General features: G+C 31.7%; 15 protein-coding genes. 8 read left to right on the top strand and 7 right to left on the bottom strand.

Annotated features, from left to right (window positions below):
- Positions 1-23: 23 nt before the first annotated feature.
- Both EM932_RS02310 and EM932_RS02305 read left to right on the top strand, forming a co-directional pair.
- Positions 24-1529 (top strand): RagB/SusD family nutrient uptake outer membrane protein, encoded by a 1506-nt coding sequence (locus tag EM932_RS02310; protein ID WP_135875083.1) that lies wholly within the window; start codon positions 24-26, stop codon positions 1527-1529.
- Positions 1530-1775: 246 nt separating this feature from the next.
- Positions 1776-3419, top strand: coding sequence for a tetratricopeptide repeat protein (locus tag EM932_RS02305; protein WP_135875081.1), 1644 nt, complete (start codon positions 1776-1778; stop codon positions 3417-3419).
- Between the two features lie 177 nt (positions 3420-3596).
- Here EM932_RS02305 and EM932_RS02300 read toward each other — a convergent pair whose 3' ends face one another.
- The gene (locus EM932_RS02300; protein ID WP_135875079.1) at positions 3597-4829 is read right to left on the bottom strand and encodes a glycoside hydrolase family 117 protein; all 1233 of its coding nucleotides are present in this window, start codon (positions 4827-4829) and stop codon (positions 3597-3599) included.
- Between the two features lie 273 nt (positions 4830-5102).
- Positions 5103-6107, bottom strand: coding sequence for a 3-oxoacyl-ACP synthase III family protein (locus tag EM932_RS02295; protein WP_135875076.1), 1005 nt, complete (start codon positions 6105-6107; stop codon positions 5103-5105).
- Positions 6108-6362: 255 nt separating this feature from the next.
- Here EM932_RS02295 and htpG point away from each other — a divergent pair, with 255 nt between their 5' ends.
- The 4 genes from htpG (at position 6363) to EM932_RS02275 (ending at position 12203) form a co-directional block, all read left to right on the top strand.
- The gene (gene htpG, locus EM932_RS02290; protein ID WP_135875307.1) at positions 6363-8276 is read left to right on the top strand and encodes a molecular chaperone HtpG; all 1914 of its coding nucleotides are present in this window, start codon (positions 6363-6365) and stop codon (positions 8274-8276) included.
- Positions 8277-8767: 491 nt separating this feature from the next.
- Complete coding sequence (locus tag EM932_RS02285; RefSeq protein WP_135875074.1) at positions 8768-9622, top strand: T9SS type A sorting domain-containing protein; 855 nt, start codon at positions 8768-8770, stop codon at positions 9620-9622.
- A gap of 296 nt (positions 9623-9918) precedes the next feature.
- The gene (locus EM932_RS02280; protein ID WP_135875072.1) at positions 9919-10464 is read left to right on the top strand and encodes an MOSC domain-containing protein; all 546 of its coding nucleotides are present in this window, start codon (positions 9919-9921) and stop codon (positions 10462-10464) included.
- 266 nt (positions 10465-10730) lie between these two features.
- The gene (locus EM932_RS02275) at positions 10731-12203 is read left to right on the top strand and encodes a sulfatase (RefSeq protein ID WP_135875071.1); all 1473 of its coding nucleotides are present in this window, start codon (positions 10731-10733) and stop codon (positions 12201-12203) included.
- Between the two features lie 278 nt (positions 12204-12481).
- Here EM932_RS02275 and EM932_RS02270 read toward each other — a convergent pair whose 3' ends face one another.
- From EM932_RS02270 to EM932_RS02250, 5 genes are all read right to left on the bottom strand, one after another.
- The gene (locus EM932_RS02270; protein ID WP_135875069.1) at positions 12482-13384 is read right to left on the bottom strand and encodes a DUF5694 domain-containing protein; all 903 of its coding nucleotides are present in this window, start codon (positions 13382-13384) and stop codon (positions 12482-12484) included.
- Between the two features lie 144 nt (positions 13385-13528).
- Positions 13529-14200 (bottom strand): L,D-transpeptidase, encoded by a 672-nt coding sequence (locus tag EM932_RS02265; protein WP_135875067.1) that lies wholly within the window; start codon positions 14198-14200, stop codon positions 13529-13531.
- Between the two features lie 19 nt (positions 14201-14219).
- Positions 14220-14933 carry a peroxiredoxin gene (locus tag EM932_RS02260; protein WP_135875063.1) on the bottom strand — a complete coding sequence of 238 codons (714 nt, stop codon included), beginning with the start codon at positions 14931-14933 and terminating at the stop codon, positions 14220-14222.
- Between the two features lie 4 nt (positions 14934-14937).
- On the bottom strand, positions 14938-15207 hold the full coding sequence (locus EM932_RS02255; RefSeq protein WP_135875061.1) for a heavy-metal-associated domain-containing protein: 270 nt from the start codon (positions 15205-15207) through the stop codon (positions 14938-14940).
- A gap of 67 nt (positions 15208-15274) precedes the next feature.
- Entirely contained in the window at positions 15275-16048 is a 774-nt protein-coding gene (locus EM932_RS02250; protein ID WP_135875059.1) for a patatin-like phospholipase family protein, read from the bottom strand.
- Between the two features lie 131 nt (positions 16049-16179).
- On the opposite strand from EM932_RS02250, the gene EM932_RS02245 reads away from it, so the two are divergent.
- Positions 16180-16950: an MlaE family ABC transporter permease gene (locus EM932_RS02245; protein WP_135875057.1), complete on the top strand. Its 771-nt coding sequence runs from the start codon at positions 16180-16182 to the stop codon at positions 16948-16950.
- A 60-nt stretch (positions 16951-17010) separates the two neighbouring features.
- Positions 17011-17733, top strand: a complete 723-nt coding sequence (locus EM932_RS02240) for an ABC transporter ATP-binding protein (protein ID WP_407925209.1) — start codon at positions 17011-17013, stop codon at positions 17731-17733.
- Positions 17734-17748 lie beyond the last annotated feature (15 nt).

Below are 17748 nucleotides of genomic sequence, written 5' to 3'. Positions count from 1 at the left end.
ATACAATTAAAAAAGATAAAATTATGAATAAAATTAAAATATTTAAAAATAACATTATAGCATGTATTTGTATGACGTTTGCTCTAATTAGTTGTGCTGACTTAGATGAGGATCCATCTATTTCAAACTTAGCTCCAGGAGCATACTCATCTCAAGAAGAATTGGAATTAGGAGTCACAGGAATCTATGGAAAACTAAGGGATGCTTCTCAGTGGACATCATTTTATGTTACGGGCTTTGGAGGTGACGATATTACAACTCATAAAGTGAGTAACAAAATAGACTTTAGAGCATTTGACATAAGAAGTGTTAATGGTGCGAATTCAAAAACAGTTGGTGTTTGGAAAGATGTATATGCCATGATTAGAACAGCAAACTTAGTTCTTGAGAGTGCAGAAGACTTGGTTTTATCTGATGCTTCTGTAAAAGACAGATTGCTTGGTGAGGTTTATTTTTTAAGAGGCACTTTATTTTTCCATTTAGCTAGAACTCATGGAAGAATACCATTGCCCTTAACTTCTGAACCAGATTTCGAGATTGCCCTATCAAGTCAATTAGAAGTATATGAACAGATAGAATCCGATTTGCTTTTAGCTGAAAAATTACTTCCGAGTATATATCCAGATGTTAATGCCGGAGCTCCTAGACCAAATAGTGGAAGCGCCAGAGCTATTTTAGCAAGGCTATATATGGATTGGGCAGGATTTCCTCTAAAGGATAACACAAGATATAATTTGGCCGCGTCAAGTGCCAAACAAGTAATCGATAATGCTGGATCTCATGGATTTGGCTTGCTAGATGATTTGGAAGATTTATGGTCTTTAAACAATAGATTTAATAAAGAGTCCGTTTGGAGCATATCATATTGTGTTACATGTGGTACGCCAAACAGAAAATATGGAAAACTAGGACACCCTGGTGATTTATTGGGCTGGCAAGAAACATTTGCCGAAATTAAATTTTTTGAAGACTTTCCAGAAGGTCCAAGAAAAGAAGCTACTTATAGAACTGACTATGATTGGGAAAATTTCTCGGATCAAGTGACTCCAGTCTTTAAGAAAATCGTTGGACCAGGTGATGAAATATCCTTAGATGATTTTGATACCAATAGAAATGATTTCTATATGAGGTATGCAGAGGTATTACTAATCTATGCAGAAGCCTCTGGAAGATCTGGAAATGTAACAACGGAAGCATGGGAAAGTTTAAATAAAATAAGAAGAAGAGCTGAGGGGTTACCTTTTGATGAACCTAACGCGATTGTTGATGTCACTTCTGGTGATATTGCTGAACTTGCCTTTGCCGAAAGAAAATGGGAGTTTGCAGGAGAGTTTATTAGGTGGAATGATTTGGTGCGGATGGAACGAGTAGAAGAAGCATTGTCAGACAGAGTCCCAAGAGTTTCAAGAAATGCCGCAGGAGAATTAGTTCAAGTTCAAAATGAAATAATAGGCTCATTGGGAACAGATAATTACTTCGCGCCTATTCCAACAAGAGAAATTATACTTAATCCAAATTTAGATAATTAAATTAGTTTAATCTTTTGTTTTAGTTTTAAAAACGACAATACTTAAAACTATTGTCGTTTTTTTATCAAAAGGTGTATACTTTTTTATTAAAATTCAACTCAGTTTAAATAATTTTTATTTATCTTCATAAAAATCTACTTATATCATTCAAGTCCCATTGCATATAGTGGCTTGGTGCTTTCTTAATATTCTATTTAAGGTGTTTTTTATATATACTGTTTTAAGTTAAAAAATGCATATTTAATTATGATTAGTAATAAACTTCATGCTTATAAATTGAATTTGAGTATCATTTTATTGTTTTATTCTTTTGCCTTATTTGCTTCAGAAATCAAGCAGGACTCCATAAGATTATCTCTTATGAAACGTTTTGATATTGCAAAGAAAATTAGATATCAAAATCCAGATAGCTCAATAGTTTTATTGGAAGAAGTCCATGGCGAATTTATTAAAATAAAAGATACTACTCAAGCAATAAAAGTATTGTTGGACATAGCTGATATTTATAGTCATCAGGCAAAATATGCTAAATCATATGAAATTTTATGGCAGTCTCTATTTTTAGCAGATGATATTAATGATGACGCTGTTGATGCTGTTATCTATTTAAAAATTGGACGTTTATATGGCTTTTACAGAAGAAAAAGTGAAGCAATAAAGCATCTTAAAAATTCTTTAGAAATAAATAAAAAATTAGTAAAAGAAAGAATTATGGACAAGGCAAACCTTGTCCATAATTATTATGCCTTATGTTGTACTTACAGAGAATTTAATAGACCAAAAATAGTTGAAAAATATCTAGACAGTTGTTATTCCCATTATGCAAAAATACCAAATCAAATAGATGAAATAGCTCTTTCCTTTGTAAAGGCATATGTTTTAGGAGAAAACAATCAAAATAAAGAAGCTTTAGAATTATTGAAAGAGATTGAGCCAAAATACCTCCAAGAGTCTCCATCATTTTTGGTGCCTGTTTATGACTATTGGGGAGATATTTATCACAAACAAGGTAATATTGATGAAAGTCTAAATTACTATTTGAAAGCTTTAAAAATTTCAAAAACCTATTTTAGCCATATAGATTTTGAACCTATTCTTTACTACAAATTATCAAAAATCCACTTAAAACTAGGTCATTATGCAAAAGCTTTTCAATATCAAGAAACTGCAAATAACCTAGATATCAAATATTTTGATAGTAGAAGTGAAAACAATAGGCCTTTACTAGAGATAAAGGATGAGTTTTTATTACAAAAAGAACAGCACAAAAATTTGATTCAAAAACAACGTTTAGAACAATTAGAACAGGAAGACAAAATTTTATTATTACAACGTGTTATCTTATCAATAACAATTCTTTTTCTAATAGTTATTGGCATAATTTACTTTAAACAACTTCGTACTAGACATCTAGCTGAAAAAGAGCTTATAAAGCGAAATAAAGAATTAGAAATAAAAATGGCTAAAGAGCTCTTAGATGTAAAAAATAAAGAATTAGCCACATCTGCATTGCAATTGATTGAAAAAGATATCTTTTTAAAAGATTTAAAAATGAAAATGAAAAATATTAGTGGTAATGCTCAAGTTTTAGAAATAAAAAAGACTCTTCGATCAATGTCTATTAATAATAATAATAATTGGGAAGACTTCAAACTTAGATTTACTTCTATTAATGAAAGTTTTTATAAACAATTAACAGATAAATATTCCAATTTAAGTCAAAATGAATTAAAACTATGTGCATTAATAAAATTAAATTTTTCCAGTAAAGATATATCAAAACTTCTAGGAATCACTGTCGAATCTGTTCACTCAAATAGATATATATTGCGAAAAAAAATGAATTTATCAAGAAAAGTAAATCTTGAGGATTATATTGGTTCATTGTAAAATAGAAAGAGAGAATCACAAGCCAGTTCCGTACTTATCTTTTCCATTAAATAACACTTTTGTATTATTTCCATTTATAATATTCTCATCAGAAAATGATTATCAGGTGGTCAGTGTTACGTCTATTTGTATTGCCAATAAAGAATTATATTTGGTTCAAAATATAATCCACTTCTATTATTTTTCAACAAACTCACCAGCCGTATTGTGTTTTGTAATATAGCTAAACCTTTGGATGTAATCATCTCCTTCTTGCCAAGGCCTTCCTTCGTAAAATTTAGTAGAAAGACATAAGCCCCATTTTAGTGCTTCAGTTGGGCTTTTTTCATTGTCAAGAGTTGTTACCAAACCCATTGCGGAAGGAGCTTCTTTAATGTACGCCTTAATTTTAAAATTGATACCATCTGGAGCGTATTGTAAGGTTCTTTGCTCGGGACCATCATCAGAATGTACAATGGCCATGCCTCCTTTATATGGCCAAATACAAATCTCATGTCCACTTTGAGTTATTGGGTTGTATTCAGATTTTATATAAGGTCCTTCAGGATGCTCTGAAATAGCAACGCCCCATCTTATTTCTCTACCTCCTGCTGTTAAGCGTTCTCCCATGCGTTCTCCTTTATAATATAAATAAAATTTATTTTTATAAAATAAAAGGGTAGGGTCATGCACTTTTTGACTATCGAAACTACCTTGCTTTTTTGTTTTAAATCTATTATCTTCATCTCCCAGCCATATACCATCATTAGAAGGTTCAAGAATAGGAGCTTCTAATCTTTTCCATGGGCCCCTTGGATTGTCAGCAACAGACATTCCAACCGTGTTTTTTGAACGGTTTAAATAAGGATACTTTATACATTGATATACCAAATAGTATTTACCATTATGAGCAAGTACTTCTGGTGTAAAAACGGAACGATCGTCATAAGTTCCTTTAGGTCCATAAGTAATAGCTACACCCTGTTCTATCCACTCCCAACCATCTTTAGAGGTCGCATACCATATTTCAGATTTATCCCAAGGAAAAACTTTTTTTTCTGGATCTCCTGTACCAAACCCGTAAGTCTTCCCTGTTGCCTTAGTGTAATACGTATAATAAATACTATCAACTCTAATAACCATTGTAGGGTCTCGTCTAGTTACGCCTTTTTCGTAACCAATGTTTCCTTTTAAATCATATTTTTCAAAAGTCCCAAACCATTCAGCATTTTTATGATACCCCCTTTCAAGTGCTCTTTTAGAGGCTTCGCTTAGTTTTTCAGGATTTGTAATTGCTAAAAAATCGTAATCGGCTTCCGAATATTTTTCTGCAGAGTCCGTGGAAAAATCATTTTTAGGTTGATTTTCTTGATTACTTTGGCATGAAGAAATAAATAATAGTATAACAAATAGTTGTAGTATTGATTTCATTGATTTTCTTTTAATGATAAAAAATTATAATGCTCAAAAGTAAGAAAATGCAAATAGTTTAGATACTATTGCAACTAGATTAAAACTGGAAAATGATATTTAATTAACTATTAATAACTAGCAAATGTTATCTAACGAAGGAAGGAAAAAAAATTTAGAAGTTAGTAGTTATGTCCCCGAAAACCCTTAAAAAGTATAGTTATTGGCTGCTAAAATAAAAATATACTTAACGACTTTTAGTCGTTGTCCTTGATAACATTACAGCCTATTCATCTACCATTTAATAATAGCGCTACCCCAAGTAAATCCACTTCCAAAAGCAGCTAATACAACATGATCACCTTCTTTTATTTTACCCTCTTCCCAAGCTTCTGTTAAGGCAATAATAACAGATGCAGCAGTGGTATTGCCATATGTCATTATATTATTGAATACTTGATCATCTCTTAAAGCAAACTTCTTCTGAATAAATTGAGCTATTCGTAAATTGGCTTGATGCGGAATCAACATATCTATGTCTTCTTTTTGTAAACCATTCTTCAATAAACCTTCCATAATCACTTCACTAAATCGTACTACAGCATGTTTAAAAACAAAAGTGCCATCCATATAAGGAAAATATGATGTGTCTTCTTCTTCAGATGCTAAAATTTCAGGCACCCAATGTGCAATGCTTGGAGATGTTACCGTTAATTTATCGGCATATTTCCCCTCGCTATGCAAATGCGTAGACAAAATACCTTTAGTATTATCTTCTTCTCTCGATAACACACAAGCCCCTGCCCCATCACCAAAAATAACCGACACTCCGCGCCCTCTCGTTGTTTTATCTAATCCGTTACTATGGTATTCAGCCCCAATAACAAGAATGTTTTTATACATACCTGTTTTAATAAATTGATCGGCTACAGATATAGCGTATACAAATCCAGAACATTGATTTCTAACATCTAAAGCTCCAATGGTGGGCATCTCCAACATGTCTTGTATTTGCACACCACAACCTGGAAAATAGTAATCGGGGCTTAAAGTAGCAAATACAATAAAATCAATATCATCCTTTGTTAATCCAGAACGATCAATGGCTATTCTTGCTGCCTTGGCTCCCATTATTGCAGAAGTATCATCAGTGCCTTCCTTAATCCATCTACGCTCTTTTATTCCCGTGCGCTCTTGAATCCATTCATCATTAGTATCCATCAATTTAGACAAGTCATCATTCGTCACAACATTATCTGGAAGGTATTTTCCTAAACCTATTATTTTCGAATTATACATAATATCTTTTCTTAAAGTAATACAAAGTACAACAAGCGTTATTAAATTCCAATTCTAAAAAATCAAATTCTAAAAAGCTAACCCAATAAACGTTTGATTTTTAGAACTAAAATTACTTTTTATTCCGAAAAAAAATTGTGCCAGTTTGTCACATTTTTACTCTTGGTACTTTTTTTGACTAACTCTTCAAAGTAAAGTAAAACAAAATTAACCTGGTTCCTACAAGTCGTAGGAATGACAAATAAACTATTTATTATGACAAAAGGAAATATTAATGTTTCGGTAGAGAATATCTTTCCTCTCATTAAAAAATTCTTATACAGTGACCACGAAATATTTTTACGTGAGTTAATTAGTAATGCTACAGATGCGACTTTAAAACTAAAGCATTTAACAAATGTTGGTGATGCTAAAGTTGAATATGGTAATCCGCAAATTGAAGTTAAGATTGATAAGGATGGAAAAAAACTTCATATTATAGATCAGGGATTAGGTATGACGGCTAATGAAGTTGAAAAATACATTAACCAAGTTGCTTTTTCTGGAGCTGAAGAGTTTTTAGATAAATACAAAGATTCTGCAAAAGATTCTGGGATTATAGGTCATTTTGGTCTTGGTTTTTATTCTGCCTTTATGGTGGCTGAAAAAGTTGAGATTATCACAAAATCTTATAAAGACGAGCCTGCAGCACATTGGACTTGCGATGGAAGCCCGGAATTTACATTAGAAGCTTCAGATAAAACAGAAAGAGGCACAGAAATTATTCTTCATATTGCCGAGGATTCTACAGAATTTTTAGAAGAAGGACGTATCACCAGCTTACTTGAGAAATATAATAAGTTTATGCCCATTCCAATTAAATTTGGAACTAAAGAAATAAACGATCCAGATTTTACACCAAAAACAACAAAAGATAAAGACGGTAAAGAAACAACAGAACCTCACAAACAAATTACTGTCGATAATATTATTAACAACTCTAACCCTGCGTGGACTAAACAACCATCAGAATTAGAAGATCAAAATTATAAAGACTTTTATCGCGAATTGTACCCAATGCAATTTGAAGAGCCTTTATTTAATATTCACTTAAATGTTGATTATCCTTTTAATCTAACGGGGATATTATACTTCCCGAAAATGTCTAACGACATGCAAATTCAGAAGGATAAAATTCAACTGTATCAAAATCAAGTTTTCGTAACTGATAATGTTGAGGGTATCGTTCCAGAATTTTTAACCATGCTTCGTGGTGTTATTGATTCTCCAGATATTCCTTTAAATGTATCTCGTTCTTATTTACAAGCAGACGGTGCTGTAAAAAAGATTTCATCTTACATTACCAGAAAAGTAGCAGATAAATTAAAATCGTTATTTAACAACAGTCGCGAAGATTTTGAAGCGAAATGGAACGATATTAAAATCGTGATTGAATACGGGATGCTTTCTGAAGAGAAATTCTTCGAAAAAGCAGATGCTTTTGCATTATATCCAACCGTAGATGGTACGTATTACACTTACGAAGAGTTATTCAACAAAATTAAAGCAAAACAAACCGATAAAAACGATAAGTTAGTTATTCTTTATGCTTCAGATAAAGATGCACAACATAGCTATATTGAATCTGCTAAAGCAAAAGGTTATGAAGTGTTGTTATTAGATTCTCCTATTGTATCGCATTTAATACAAAAACTGGAATCTACTAAAGAAAATGTAACATTTGCACGTGTTGACGGTGATCATATTGATAATTTAATTAAGAAAGAGGACACAACCATTTCTAAATTAGATGACGATCAGAAAAAAACGTTGGACGAATTATTAAAAGAAGTGATTCCTTCTGAGAAATTCATGGTACAACTTGAAGCTATGGATAGCGATGCATCACCATTTATTATAACGCAACCAGAATTTATGCGTAGAATGAAAGAAATGCAAGCTACCGGAGGTGGCGGTGGTATGTTTGGTATGGGTAACATGCCAGAAATGTATAACCTAATAGTTAACACAAATTCCGAATTAGTTGGAGAAATTCTTGGTACTAAAACTAAAAAGAAACAAGAGCGCCTAATTACACAAAGTCTGGATTTAGCAAGGCTTTCTCAAGGTTTGTTAAAAGGTGAAGAGTTAACAAACTTCATTAAGCGTAGTTACGAGATGATTAAGTAAATTCCCTCGAAGGAGGGAATCTCATGAAGCTATCTTAAATATTAATATAGATACCAAAACCACTTTGCTAAAGCAAGGTGGTTTTTTTATTAAGTAATTCTTTGTAGATAACTAAACCACTATGGACTAAAAGTCTGCTTCGTAAAAATACCAAAATATAAAATAATGAACATTGAAAAACTGAATTAGTGTGAATCCTTGTAATTCGTGTCAATAGTTTTTAGAAGCTGAAAGCAAAATGCACTAAAGTACATAGTTTTAAATACATTTGAGACCAATAAATTAGCTACCAAAAGAATTAAGACGACTACCAATTCCAGCCTACCGAGGAAAATATTATTGATTCATTTGTAAGTAACTACCTACTCTCAATAGCATATACTTAGTTATGAACAAAAAAAAGAATCAAAAGAACAATTTACCTCCCTAAAGACATATTAATTCAAATAAATTTACAGATGAAAATAAATTAATCTTAACACTTTATAATCATGAAGAAAAAATTACTTAAATTAACTTTAGTAGCTCTTGCTTTGTTAGCTACAGAAATATCTTTTGCACAATTAGTTGAGATAACTATTAATAGTGCAGGTGGAGGGCTCCCTCATTATCCAAATAGACCAAGTCCACTTGACATAAGACATCTTCCAGAGTATAGCATTAATGACACCTTTATTTATGACCCTAATGCCCCTACAAGTGCCTACCCTTCAGCCAATTCTGCTTCAAATACAGACTATTATTTTCCTCAAAAAGACAATGCTCAAAACTATTATACTATCAACTTTACAATTCCTACAGGAAAAGCATTAAAATATTTTGACCCTTATGCAAGAGCAACTGATGCTCCTGTTGCAAGAGCACAAGGTGACTTTGATATTACTTTATCATATGATAATGGTACATTGCAATCCGAAACTCAAACTTGGGTAGGTGGTATTCCAGATGACGTTTGGGATGACTCCGCTGCTGGAACTCTTCTCAGAATTGATCTCGTGGCTTTAGGTTTTTCAGAAGTAATGTTACATAATGCAACGGATCTTAAATTTGATAAAAATGATGCAGATTTTACAGAATTTTATGAACTACGTTTAGCTGGTCGGGATGCAACTTTATCAACCGTAGAAGTGAATGCTAAAAAATTAGCAATTAGCCCTAACCCTATACAACCAGGAGAAGCCTTAACTATTAAGAATTTAGAAAACAACAAAATTCAGGTTTATTCATTACTAGGAAATCTTGTACATGAGACAAGCTCTAATTCTATTGATTATAGTGTTTTCAAATCTTCAGGAATGTATATCATTAAAATAGGAAATGCTACATCTAAATTGATTGTAAAATAAATCAGTATTACTCTTTTCTTTCAAGAAGAGTATCTTTTAAATTTTTTAGACACCCATAGAATATTAAATATTCTATGGGTGTCTTTTGAGGTCAGTATATAAAACAATAAACACCTCTATTACTTAAGGGCTATTTTACTAAAAGTATACCTTCCTCCCTACTTTTTTGAAAATTTTCAGCTACCTTCCCTTCGTATAACAACCAATAGAATTTATTGAAACGGAATTTTATCTTTGTATTATTAGCAAGCAAAAAACATATAACCTAAAATAAATTATTCTTTAAATTGACTAATATGGAAAAAGGAATAGTCTTATCCTTAAGTAAAAGTGACACACACACTTTTAAAAAAGTTAATCAAAGAAGTATAAATCTAATTAAGGGATTAGGGGTAGAAGGCGATGCGCATATGGGGAAGACAGTTAAACACAGGTCTAGAGTAGCCAAAGACCCTTCTCAGCCAAATTTACGTCAAGTACACCTAATACATTCTGAGTTACATGACGAACTCGAATCCCTGGGATTTAAAATTAAAGCGGGAGAAATGGGAGAAAATATAACGACTAAAGGAATAGACCTTTTATCCTTACCAAAAGATACCATTTTAAACATTGGAAAAACTGCCCGAATAAAAATAACGGGGCTGAGAAATCCTTGTAATCAATTAAACCTTTTCAAAAAAGGACTAATGAATGCTGTTTTGGATAAAGATGAAAATGGAGCTTTAATAAGAAAAGCTGGAATCATGGGAATTGTTCTTGAAAATGGAATTATTGAGATAGGAGACACAATTCAAGTAATTATGCCTGACATGCCACACACCAAATTAGACAGGGTTTAAATAAAAAGTTCGCGGTTAACTAATATATAAAAATAATTTTATCTAAATAACACATAATAAAGAGGCTGTCTAAAAAGTAAGTTTTTAGTTTAAATGTCACATTGAGCGCAGTCGAAATGCTTTAGTTTTCAAAACATTATAACTTCGACTGCGCTCAGTTTGACAATAATTAATTGCTTTTTAGACAGCCTCTTTTCTTTTTTCATATATTGTAGATGGTATAAATTTATATACATGGAATAATAACTTTACAACCAAATACTTAAATGAAACAACACTTTTTGTTATACAGTCTTTTTTTTATTCTTTTTAATTGTAGCTCACTCCAAAAACCAAATATTATTTTAATTGTAGTTGACGATTTAGGTTGGACTGATTTAAGCTTCACAGGAAGTAATTTATACCAAACACCAAGTGTAGACAAGTTAGCAAAAGAAGGCACATACTTCACAAACGCCTATGCAAGCTGTACAGTATGCTCTCCTACTCGTGCTTCTATTATGACCGGTAAATATCCTGCAACATTACATTGCACAGACTGGATAAGTGGACACAAGAAACCTTTTGCTAAAATGAATATTCCTAACTGGACAGAGTTTTTGGATCCTAACGAAATTACACTCCCAGAACATCTAAAATCGGCTGGCTACAATACAATTCACATTGGCAAATGGCATTTAGGTGAAGACCAAAAATATTGGCCAGAACACCAAGGATTTGACAAAAATATTGGGGGTTGGTCTGTTGGCATGCCACAAAAAGGAAACAATAGCAATGGGTATTTTTCACCTTATGCAAACCCAAGATTAAGTGATGGTATTAAAGATGAATACTTAACAGAAAGACTATCTGATGAAGCTGTTAAGTATATTAAAAATAATAAAGACAGTGACAGTCCTTTTTTTATAAATCTATGGTTTTACAATGTACATGTACCGCTTCAAGCAAAACAAGAAAAAATAGATAAATACAAAAATTTAGTAGTTCAAGATGGAAATCATAAAAATGCAACATACGCTGCTATGATAGAACATATGGATGATGCTGTTGGAAAAATAACAACAATTTTAAAAGAATTAGATATAGACAAAAACACAATAATAATTTTCACTAGTGATAATGGTGGCTTAGTAAGTGAAAGACAAATTACTTCAAACAAACCTTTAAGAGAAGGCAAAGGTGGCATGTACGAAGGAGGCGTTAGAGTACCTTTTATTATAAAATGGCCTCATAAAATAGCGAAAGAAAAAATTATTGAAATGCCCATTATTTCAAACGATATATTACCCACTTTACTTGGTTTAGTAAAAGAAAACAAGTTAATTAAAAACGATACTGATGGTATAGATTTAAGTCCTCTTTTGTTGAAAGATAAACTTATAAAACGCGAAGCACTTTATTGGCATTATCCGCATTATCACAGGCAAGGCGCTAAACCCTACAGTGCAATTAGAAAGGGCGATTGGAAACTTATTGAAATTTTTGAACAAGACACACTAGAACTTTATAATTTAAAAGATGATATTTCTGAAAGTAAAAACCTTTTACATTCGCACCCTGATAAAGCAAAGGAACTTCATAAAGACCTTATAAATTGGAGAAAACAGGTAAATGCACAATTACCCAATACCAATAAAAACTACAATAAAGCTTATGAAAACCTTTGGATTCCCAATAAATGGAAAAGTAAACCAGAAAGGGAGTTTATTGAGTATATTTTAAACTCAGAAAAGTTATAATAATAAAAAAGCCTTGTGTATGCTAAGCTTTTTTTAGTCGGTGTGGCAGACTTACCTACCCACTTTATACCGAACTGTTAATCAGTTTTTTATCACGTTTTGTTTAAAATATGTACACCTATTTGCACACTTAAACCATAAAAAGAACTTCGAAGATATAATTTGCTCTTCTTCGATATGATAAAGGTACAAAAATTATTAAAAAACGAAAATTAAAAACCTCTACCGTAAGGTTATAGCATTTATGTAGGTAGATAACTCTATCTGACGTTAGACTATTAATCAGCTAGATAATCATTAACCTCTACATATTCAAAGTCTGGGGAGTCTTTAAAAAATTGTCTTAGTTGCCATACATGTCCAGCACCATAAATTAATAACAGCCTGTCTTCTTTGGAAAAATCGACTATGTCATATGCATTAGCAAAAATTTTGATATTTCTTTGGTACCATCTTGTTAAATTATCGGCTCCAATATATAAATCTCCCGCTCCTGTCAGAACTGTATTGGTTAAATAAGCCTGATGGTCTTTTAAACGGTTCTTGGGGTTATTTATCATTAAAAAGTGTTCAATTAAGGACTGTTTTACTTTTAAAGAATCTGCCGTTGAATAAATGTTTTCGTAATTATATCTGTTTGCTTTTTCAAATTGTCCAAGTGATTTCTGATATTCATCACTATTATAATTTTCCCAATCAATGTCAGCGCCAAACCATTTTGACTTTTCGTCTACACAGTAAATTTTTTCATGGTCAAGTTTTTTGGCAAGCTTAAACCCAATTTGATAAAACTCATTTCTTTTATTCTTAATATCAAAATTATCATTTATATAATTGGAGTAATCAATATTGAAAATGCTATCCCATTTAACTCTGGAAGCTTCTATCAAAATTTTGGTAGGCTTATATTTTTCAAGTTTTTCTAATAACTCATTTAATTCCTGTTGTCTTTCATCTGAGAGAATATCTACTCTGTACTTTTGTTTATAGTCATCTAATCCAGGGTTGTTAAAATGATAAACCCCCAATATCACAACCTTTGAACTATGCTGTCCGATAAATTCATCTGAATCGGCTAAAGGATTTATTATTTCAGTGGTGTTTACAGGTTCAATTTTGCTGCTTTTCTCCTGACATGATATGGTCAATAAAAAAAGTATTGCTAAAAGTGGCTTATTCATTTTCTTTCAGTGGAGTTGGTTAATAATACTTTCTGAACGAAGAAAATGGGTTTTATATTGTAGCCAATTCTTTTGATATAAAAACTTGATTAAGAAATGAGAAGAAAGTTCACTGCTCTTCATACTCCTTGCTAAATGATTATATTACTCTTTTCCATCATCCCTTTTGGTAACAAAGTATTTATGACCATTTACTGGATTGTAATAATCCGGATTGCGAACATGTTTTACAATAAAACCACTACCTATTTTCGTTTTCAAATCTACAACTCTATCTGCCATTTTAAGATACTTTTGTTCATTGCGTCCTACACGAATGGGAAATTCGAAAAGCTTTAAAGAATCTCCATAAATACATAGCTTAAACTCTGGAATATTAATATCTATAATTGTATTTTGAAATGATTGAAATAGTTTTTTTATTGCCACTGAATCAGGCAAAACAATTTGAGTTCCTTTGGGAATTACAATCATTTCCTTTTGATTATACACAAAGGAGTCTCGCTCCTTCATAATATAATGATCTGTATTTTTAAGCGTATCAATAATCCACGAATTAGCTCTTACTAATAGATGTTCGTTTAATTTGTACGATGTTAAAGAATCATATTTTTGAACAATAGAATCTAAAAACTGAAAATAGTTTTCAATTGTAATCGGCTTTTTAATTACAATCTTTTTATTTTCTTGAATTAAGGATTTATTATTGAGAGTAAAAGAGACCATAAGATGGTCATCATCTTTAGGGCAACAAAATTTAAGAACAACCAATAAGATGATTACCAAAAAGATTGAGAAATATAATTTAGGCTTCATCTCACTGGTTGTAATTTTGTTAGTTTTTTAGAATATCTCTTAGAATAGTGTCTTTATCTAATTTTTTAGTGCAGAAAAACCAATCTTCACAAGTCAATTCATCATTATTTGTCATACGCTCTTCAGCAACTCCACACGAACCTGCAGGTGGGAAAATAACATCATCTCCAGGGTTCCAATCGGCAGGAGTGGCCACCGAAAACTTATCTGAAGTTTGCATAGCTATTAAAGCCCTGTATATTTCATCAAAATTTCTACCTAAACTTAAAGGGTAGTAAATTAGTGCTCTAATAATGCCTTTAGGGTCAATAAAAAATACGGCTCGAACCGCTTGTGTTTTACTTTCTCCTGGTTGAATCATACCATATTTCTTAGCAATACTCATGGTAATATCCTCAATTAAAGGGAATTTTATCTCTTCATTTTTCATGCCCTTAAATTCTATTTTCTCCTTAATGGTTCTTAACCAAGCTATATGACTGTAGAGTCCATCTATAGACAAGCCAATCAATTTACAATTAGCTTTTTCAAATTTGCTTTCTAGATGTGCAAAAGTTATAAATTCTGATGTGCAAACTGGTGTAAAATCTGCTGGATGACTAAATAGAATTACCCATTCACCTTTATAATCTTCTGGAAAATTAATGTCTCCTTGTGTTGTTACAGCTTTAAATATGGGGGCTTTATCTCCAATTCTAGGAAGTGTAATTACTTGCTCTTGTATTGTTTCCATTTTTTTATTTTTTAATTTTACCTGAAGCGCAACTGGCAAAAGATTTTGCTTTCTTAGCTAAAGTGTTTTTTTCTCCAAATGGAGGATAACCTATTTTAGAAAGTGTGTTTTTTACTGTTGTAATATCTTCTTTTGTTTCATGTTCAAAGGTTACCGTCGCATATTGAAGCTTAATTGTTATGTTATAAATATTTTTTAGTTCAGAAAGCTTATTTATAATTGTTGATTCACAGCCAGCACACTTTAAATTTTGTATGTATAATGTGGTTTTCATAGTAAAGCCTTTCTATACTAATAAAGATACACTTGCAGAGTAAAAGTAGAAATGATATGCATCAGTTTTAAAGAACCATTGCAGGCTGCTCCTTGTATTCCGCTAATGCTTTTAAAGTAGCATCATAGCCTATCTTAAAAATCTCATTTAGGTGCTTTTTATCAAAAATTCCATATTTATTTAATTCTTTTGGAGAAATAACCAAATTGCAATCATTAAATTTTTGTTGGTCCTCTTTAACCGATTTTAATCTAAATGCGCGTTCAACAACGTTATGAGAATGTTTTAAATCGTTAATCTGTATCACATCAAAACCATTCACATAAATACCAATAATTTTATCACATGTTGTTTTTAATAATTCTACTGGAAAATTATTAAGCGAACCACCATCAATATAATATGAATCTCCAATTTTTATGGGAGCAAATATTCCAGGAATCGCTGCCGAAGCTAAAATGGGTTTAATCAATTCTCCTTTATTAAAAATCTCTAAATCTCCGTTTAAAATATTAGTTGCGGTTAAACTCAATTCCTTTTTAAGAAAAGAAAAATTATCATTTTTAATATAATTTTTAAAATCTGGATAAAACTTTTCAGTATCTATAAAACCAGGTTTGTTGAGTGCATATTTTTTAATATCTAATATTTGAATATTTTTAAAAAATTTGAAAATATCTTTCCAACTATAACCGTATGCATACAGGGCACCAACAATAGCTCCAGCACTAGTTCCTGCTATATGTGTTGGGTATAGATTGTACTCTTCTAAAGCCTTTATAGCTCCAATATGTGCGGCTCCGCGCATACCGCCACCAGATAAAACCAAACCTAAATTCATTTGCTTATAAATAATATTGAAAATAGCAGTAATCTGTTGGTTTTGCAATGATATATATCAACAAGCAAAATGATTTTAATCATTTCATATATATAGCCAATGGTATAACTTTAAAGAAGTATTGATACTTTATGATAAGATTAATTAAAATAAGGGCATTCTTTATAGAAATTGGCGAACTTACCTATTTTACACGTCGGTTCTTAAAGGAACTTTTTTCTAAACCTTTTGAGTTTAAAGAACTTTTAAGGCAATGTTATTATATAGGCAATAAATCGCTTTTATTAGTTGGTGTAACAGGGTTTATTATTGGTTTAGTTATAACTCTGCAAACCAGACCAACATTGGAAGAATTTGGTGCAGAATCGTGGATGCCTTCTATGGTTAGTATATCTATAATCCGAGAAATTGGTCCTGTAATTATCGCCTTAACTTTTGCAGGGCGAATTGCTTCTGGTATTGGTGCAGAATTGGGTTCTATGAGGGTTACAGAGCAAATTGATGCTATGGAAGTCTCTGGCACAAATCCTTTTAAATATTTAGTGGTTACAAGAGTGCTAGCAGCAACACTTATGCTACCCATTCTAGTTATTTTGGGAGACACCATTGCGCTTTACGGGTCTTATTTAATTGAAAATTCCAAAGGCGATGTATCATTTCTGCTTTACTTCAACAAAGTGTTTAATTCACTAACATTTGGAGATATTATTCCAGCAACTATTAAGACGTATTTCTTTGGATTTGCGATTGGATTAGTTGGCTGTTTTAAAGGTTATTATTGTAAAAAAGGAACTGTTGGTGTTGGTTTAGCTGCAAATTCAGCTGTAGTTTTTTCATCAATGCTACTTTTTGTAATTGACTTTATAGCTGTTTTTGTGACAGATATATTTTTTGAAACCTAAACGATGCATGAAGCAAAACACATACAGAACACATTAGAAACTTTAATTTCAAAAAAACGCATGCTAGAAATTAAGGATTTGAAAAAAGCTTTTGGCGATAATCATGTGTTGAACGGGTTTAACTTAATACTTTATGAAGGCGAAAACCTTGTTATAATGGGTAAATCAGGGTCTGGAAAGTCAGTGATGATAAAATGTTTAGTGGGGTTGATGGAACCAGATTCTGGGAGTATAAAAATTATGGATAGAAATCTTTTAGCGCTTAATCAAGTAGAACTTGATGAATTACGAACAGAAATAGGCTTCCTATTTCAAGGGAGTGCCTTATACGATTCTATGACTGTGAGAGAGAATTTAGAGTTCCCTTTACGTAGACACACACACAAATTTGGGAATATTACTGATACTACTCAACTAGTAGAGGAAGCGCTTGAAAGTGTTGGATTGGTTCATGCTATAGATTTAATGCCTGCCGAACTTTCTGGAGGTATGAAACGTCGTATAGCTTTAGCCAGAACACTCATATTAAAACCTAAAATAATTTTATACGATGAACCCACAAGTGGTTTAGACCCCATAACCTCTAAAGAAATTATAGAGCTTATGCGCAACATACAAAAGCAATATAAAACATCATCGTTGATTATTACACATGATGTAGATTGTGCACGTGTTGTATCTGAACGGATGATTTTATTAGTTGATGGCATTAATTATGCCGAAGGGACCTTTGAAGAATTAAAAGCTTCAAAAGATGAAAAAGTAAAAGCGTTTTTTAAATAATTTAAAATTTAGTAA

The organism is Flavivirga rizhaonensis, assembly GCF_004791695.1.
Taxonomy (GTDB): domain Bacteria; phylum Bacteroidota; class Bacteroidia; order Flavobacteriales; family Flavobacteriaceae; genus Flavivirga; species Flavivirga rizhaonensis.
The sequence above is the reverse complement of the archived record's forward strand: the minus strand, read 5'-3'. Positions and strand labels throughout refer to the sequence as shown.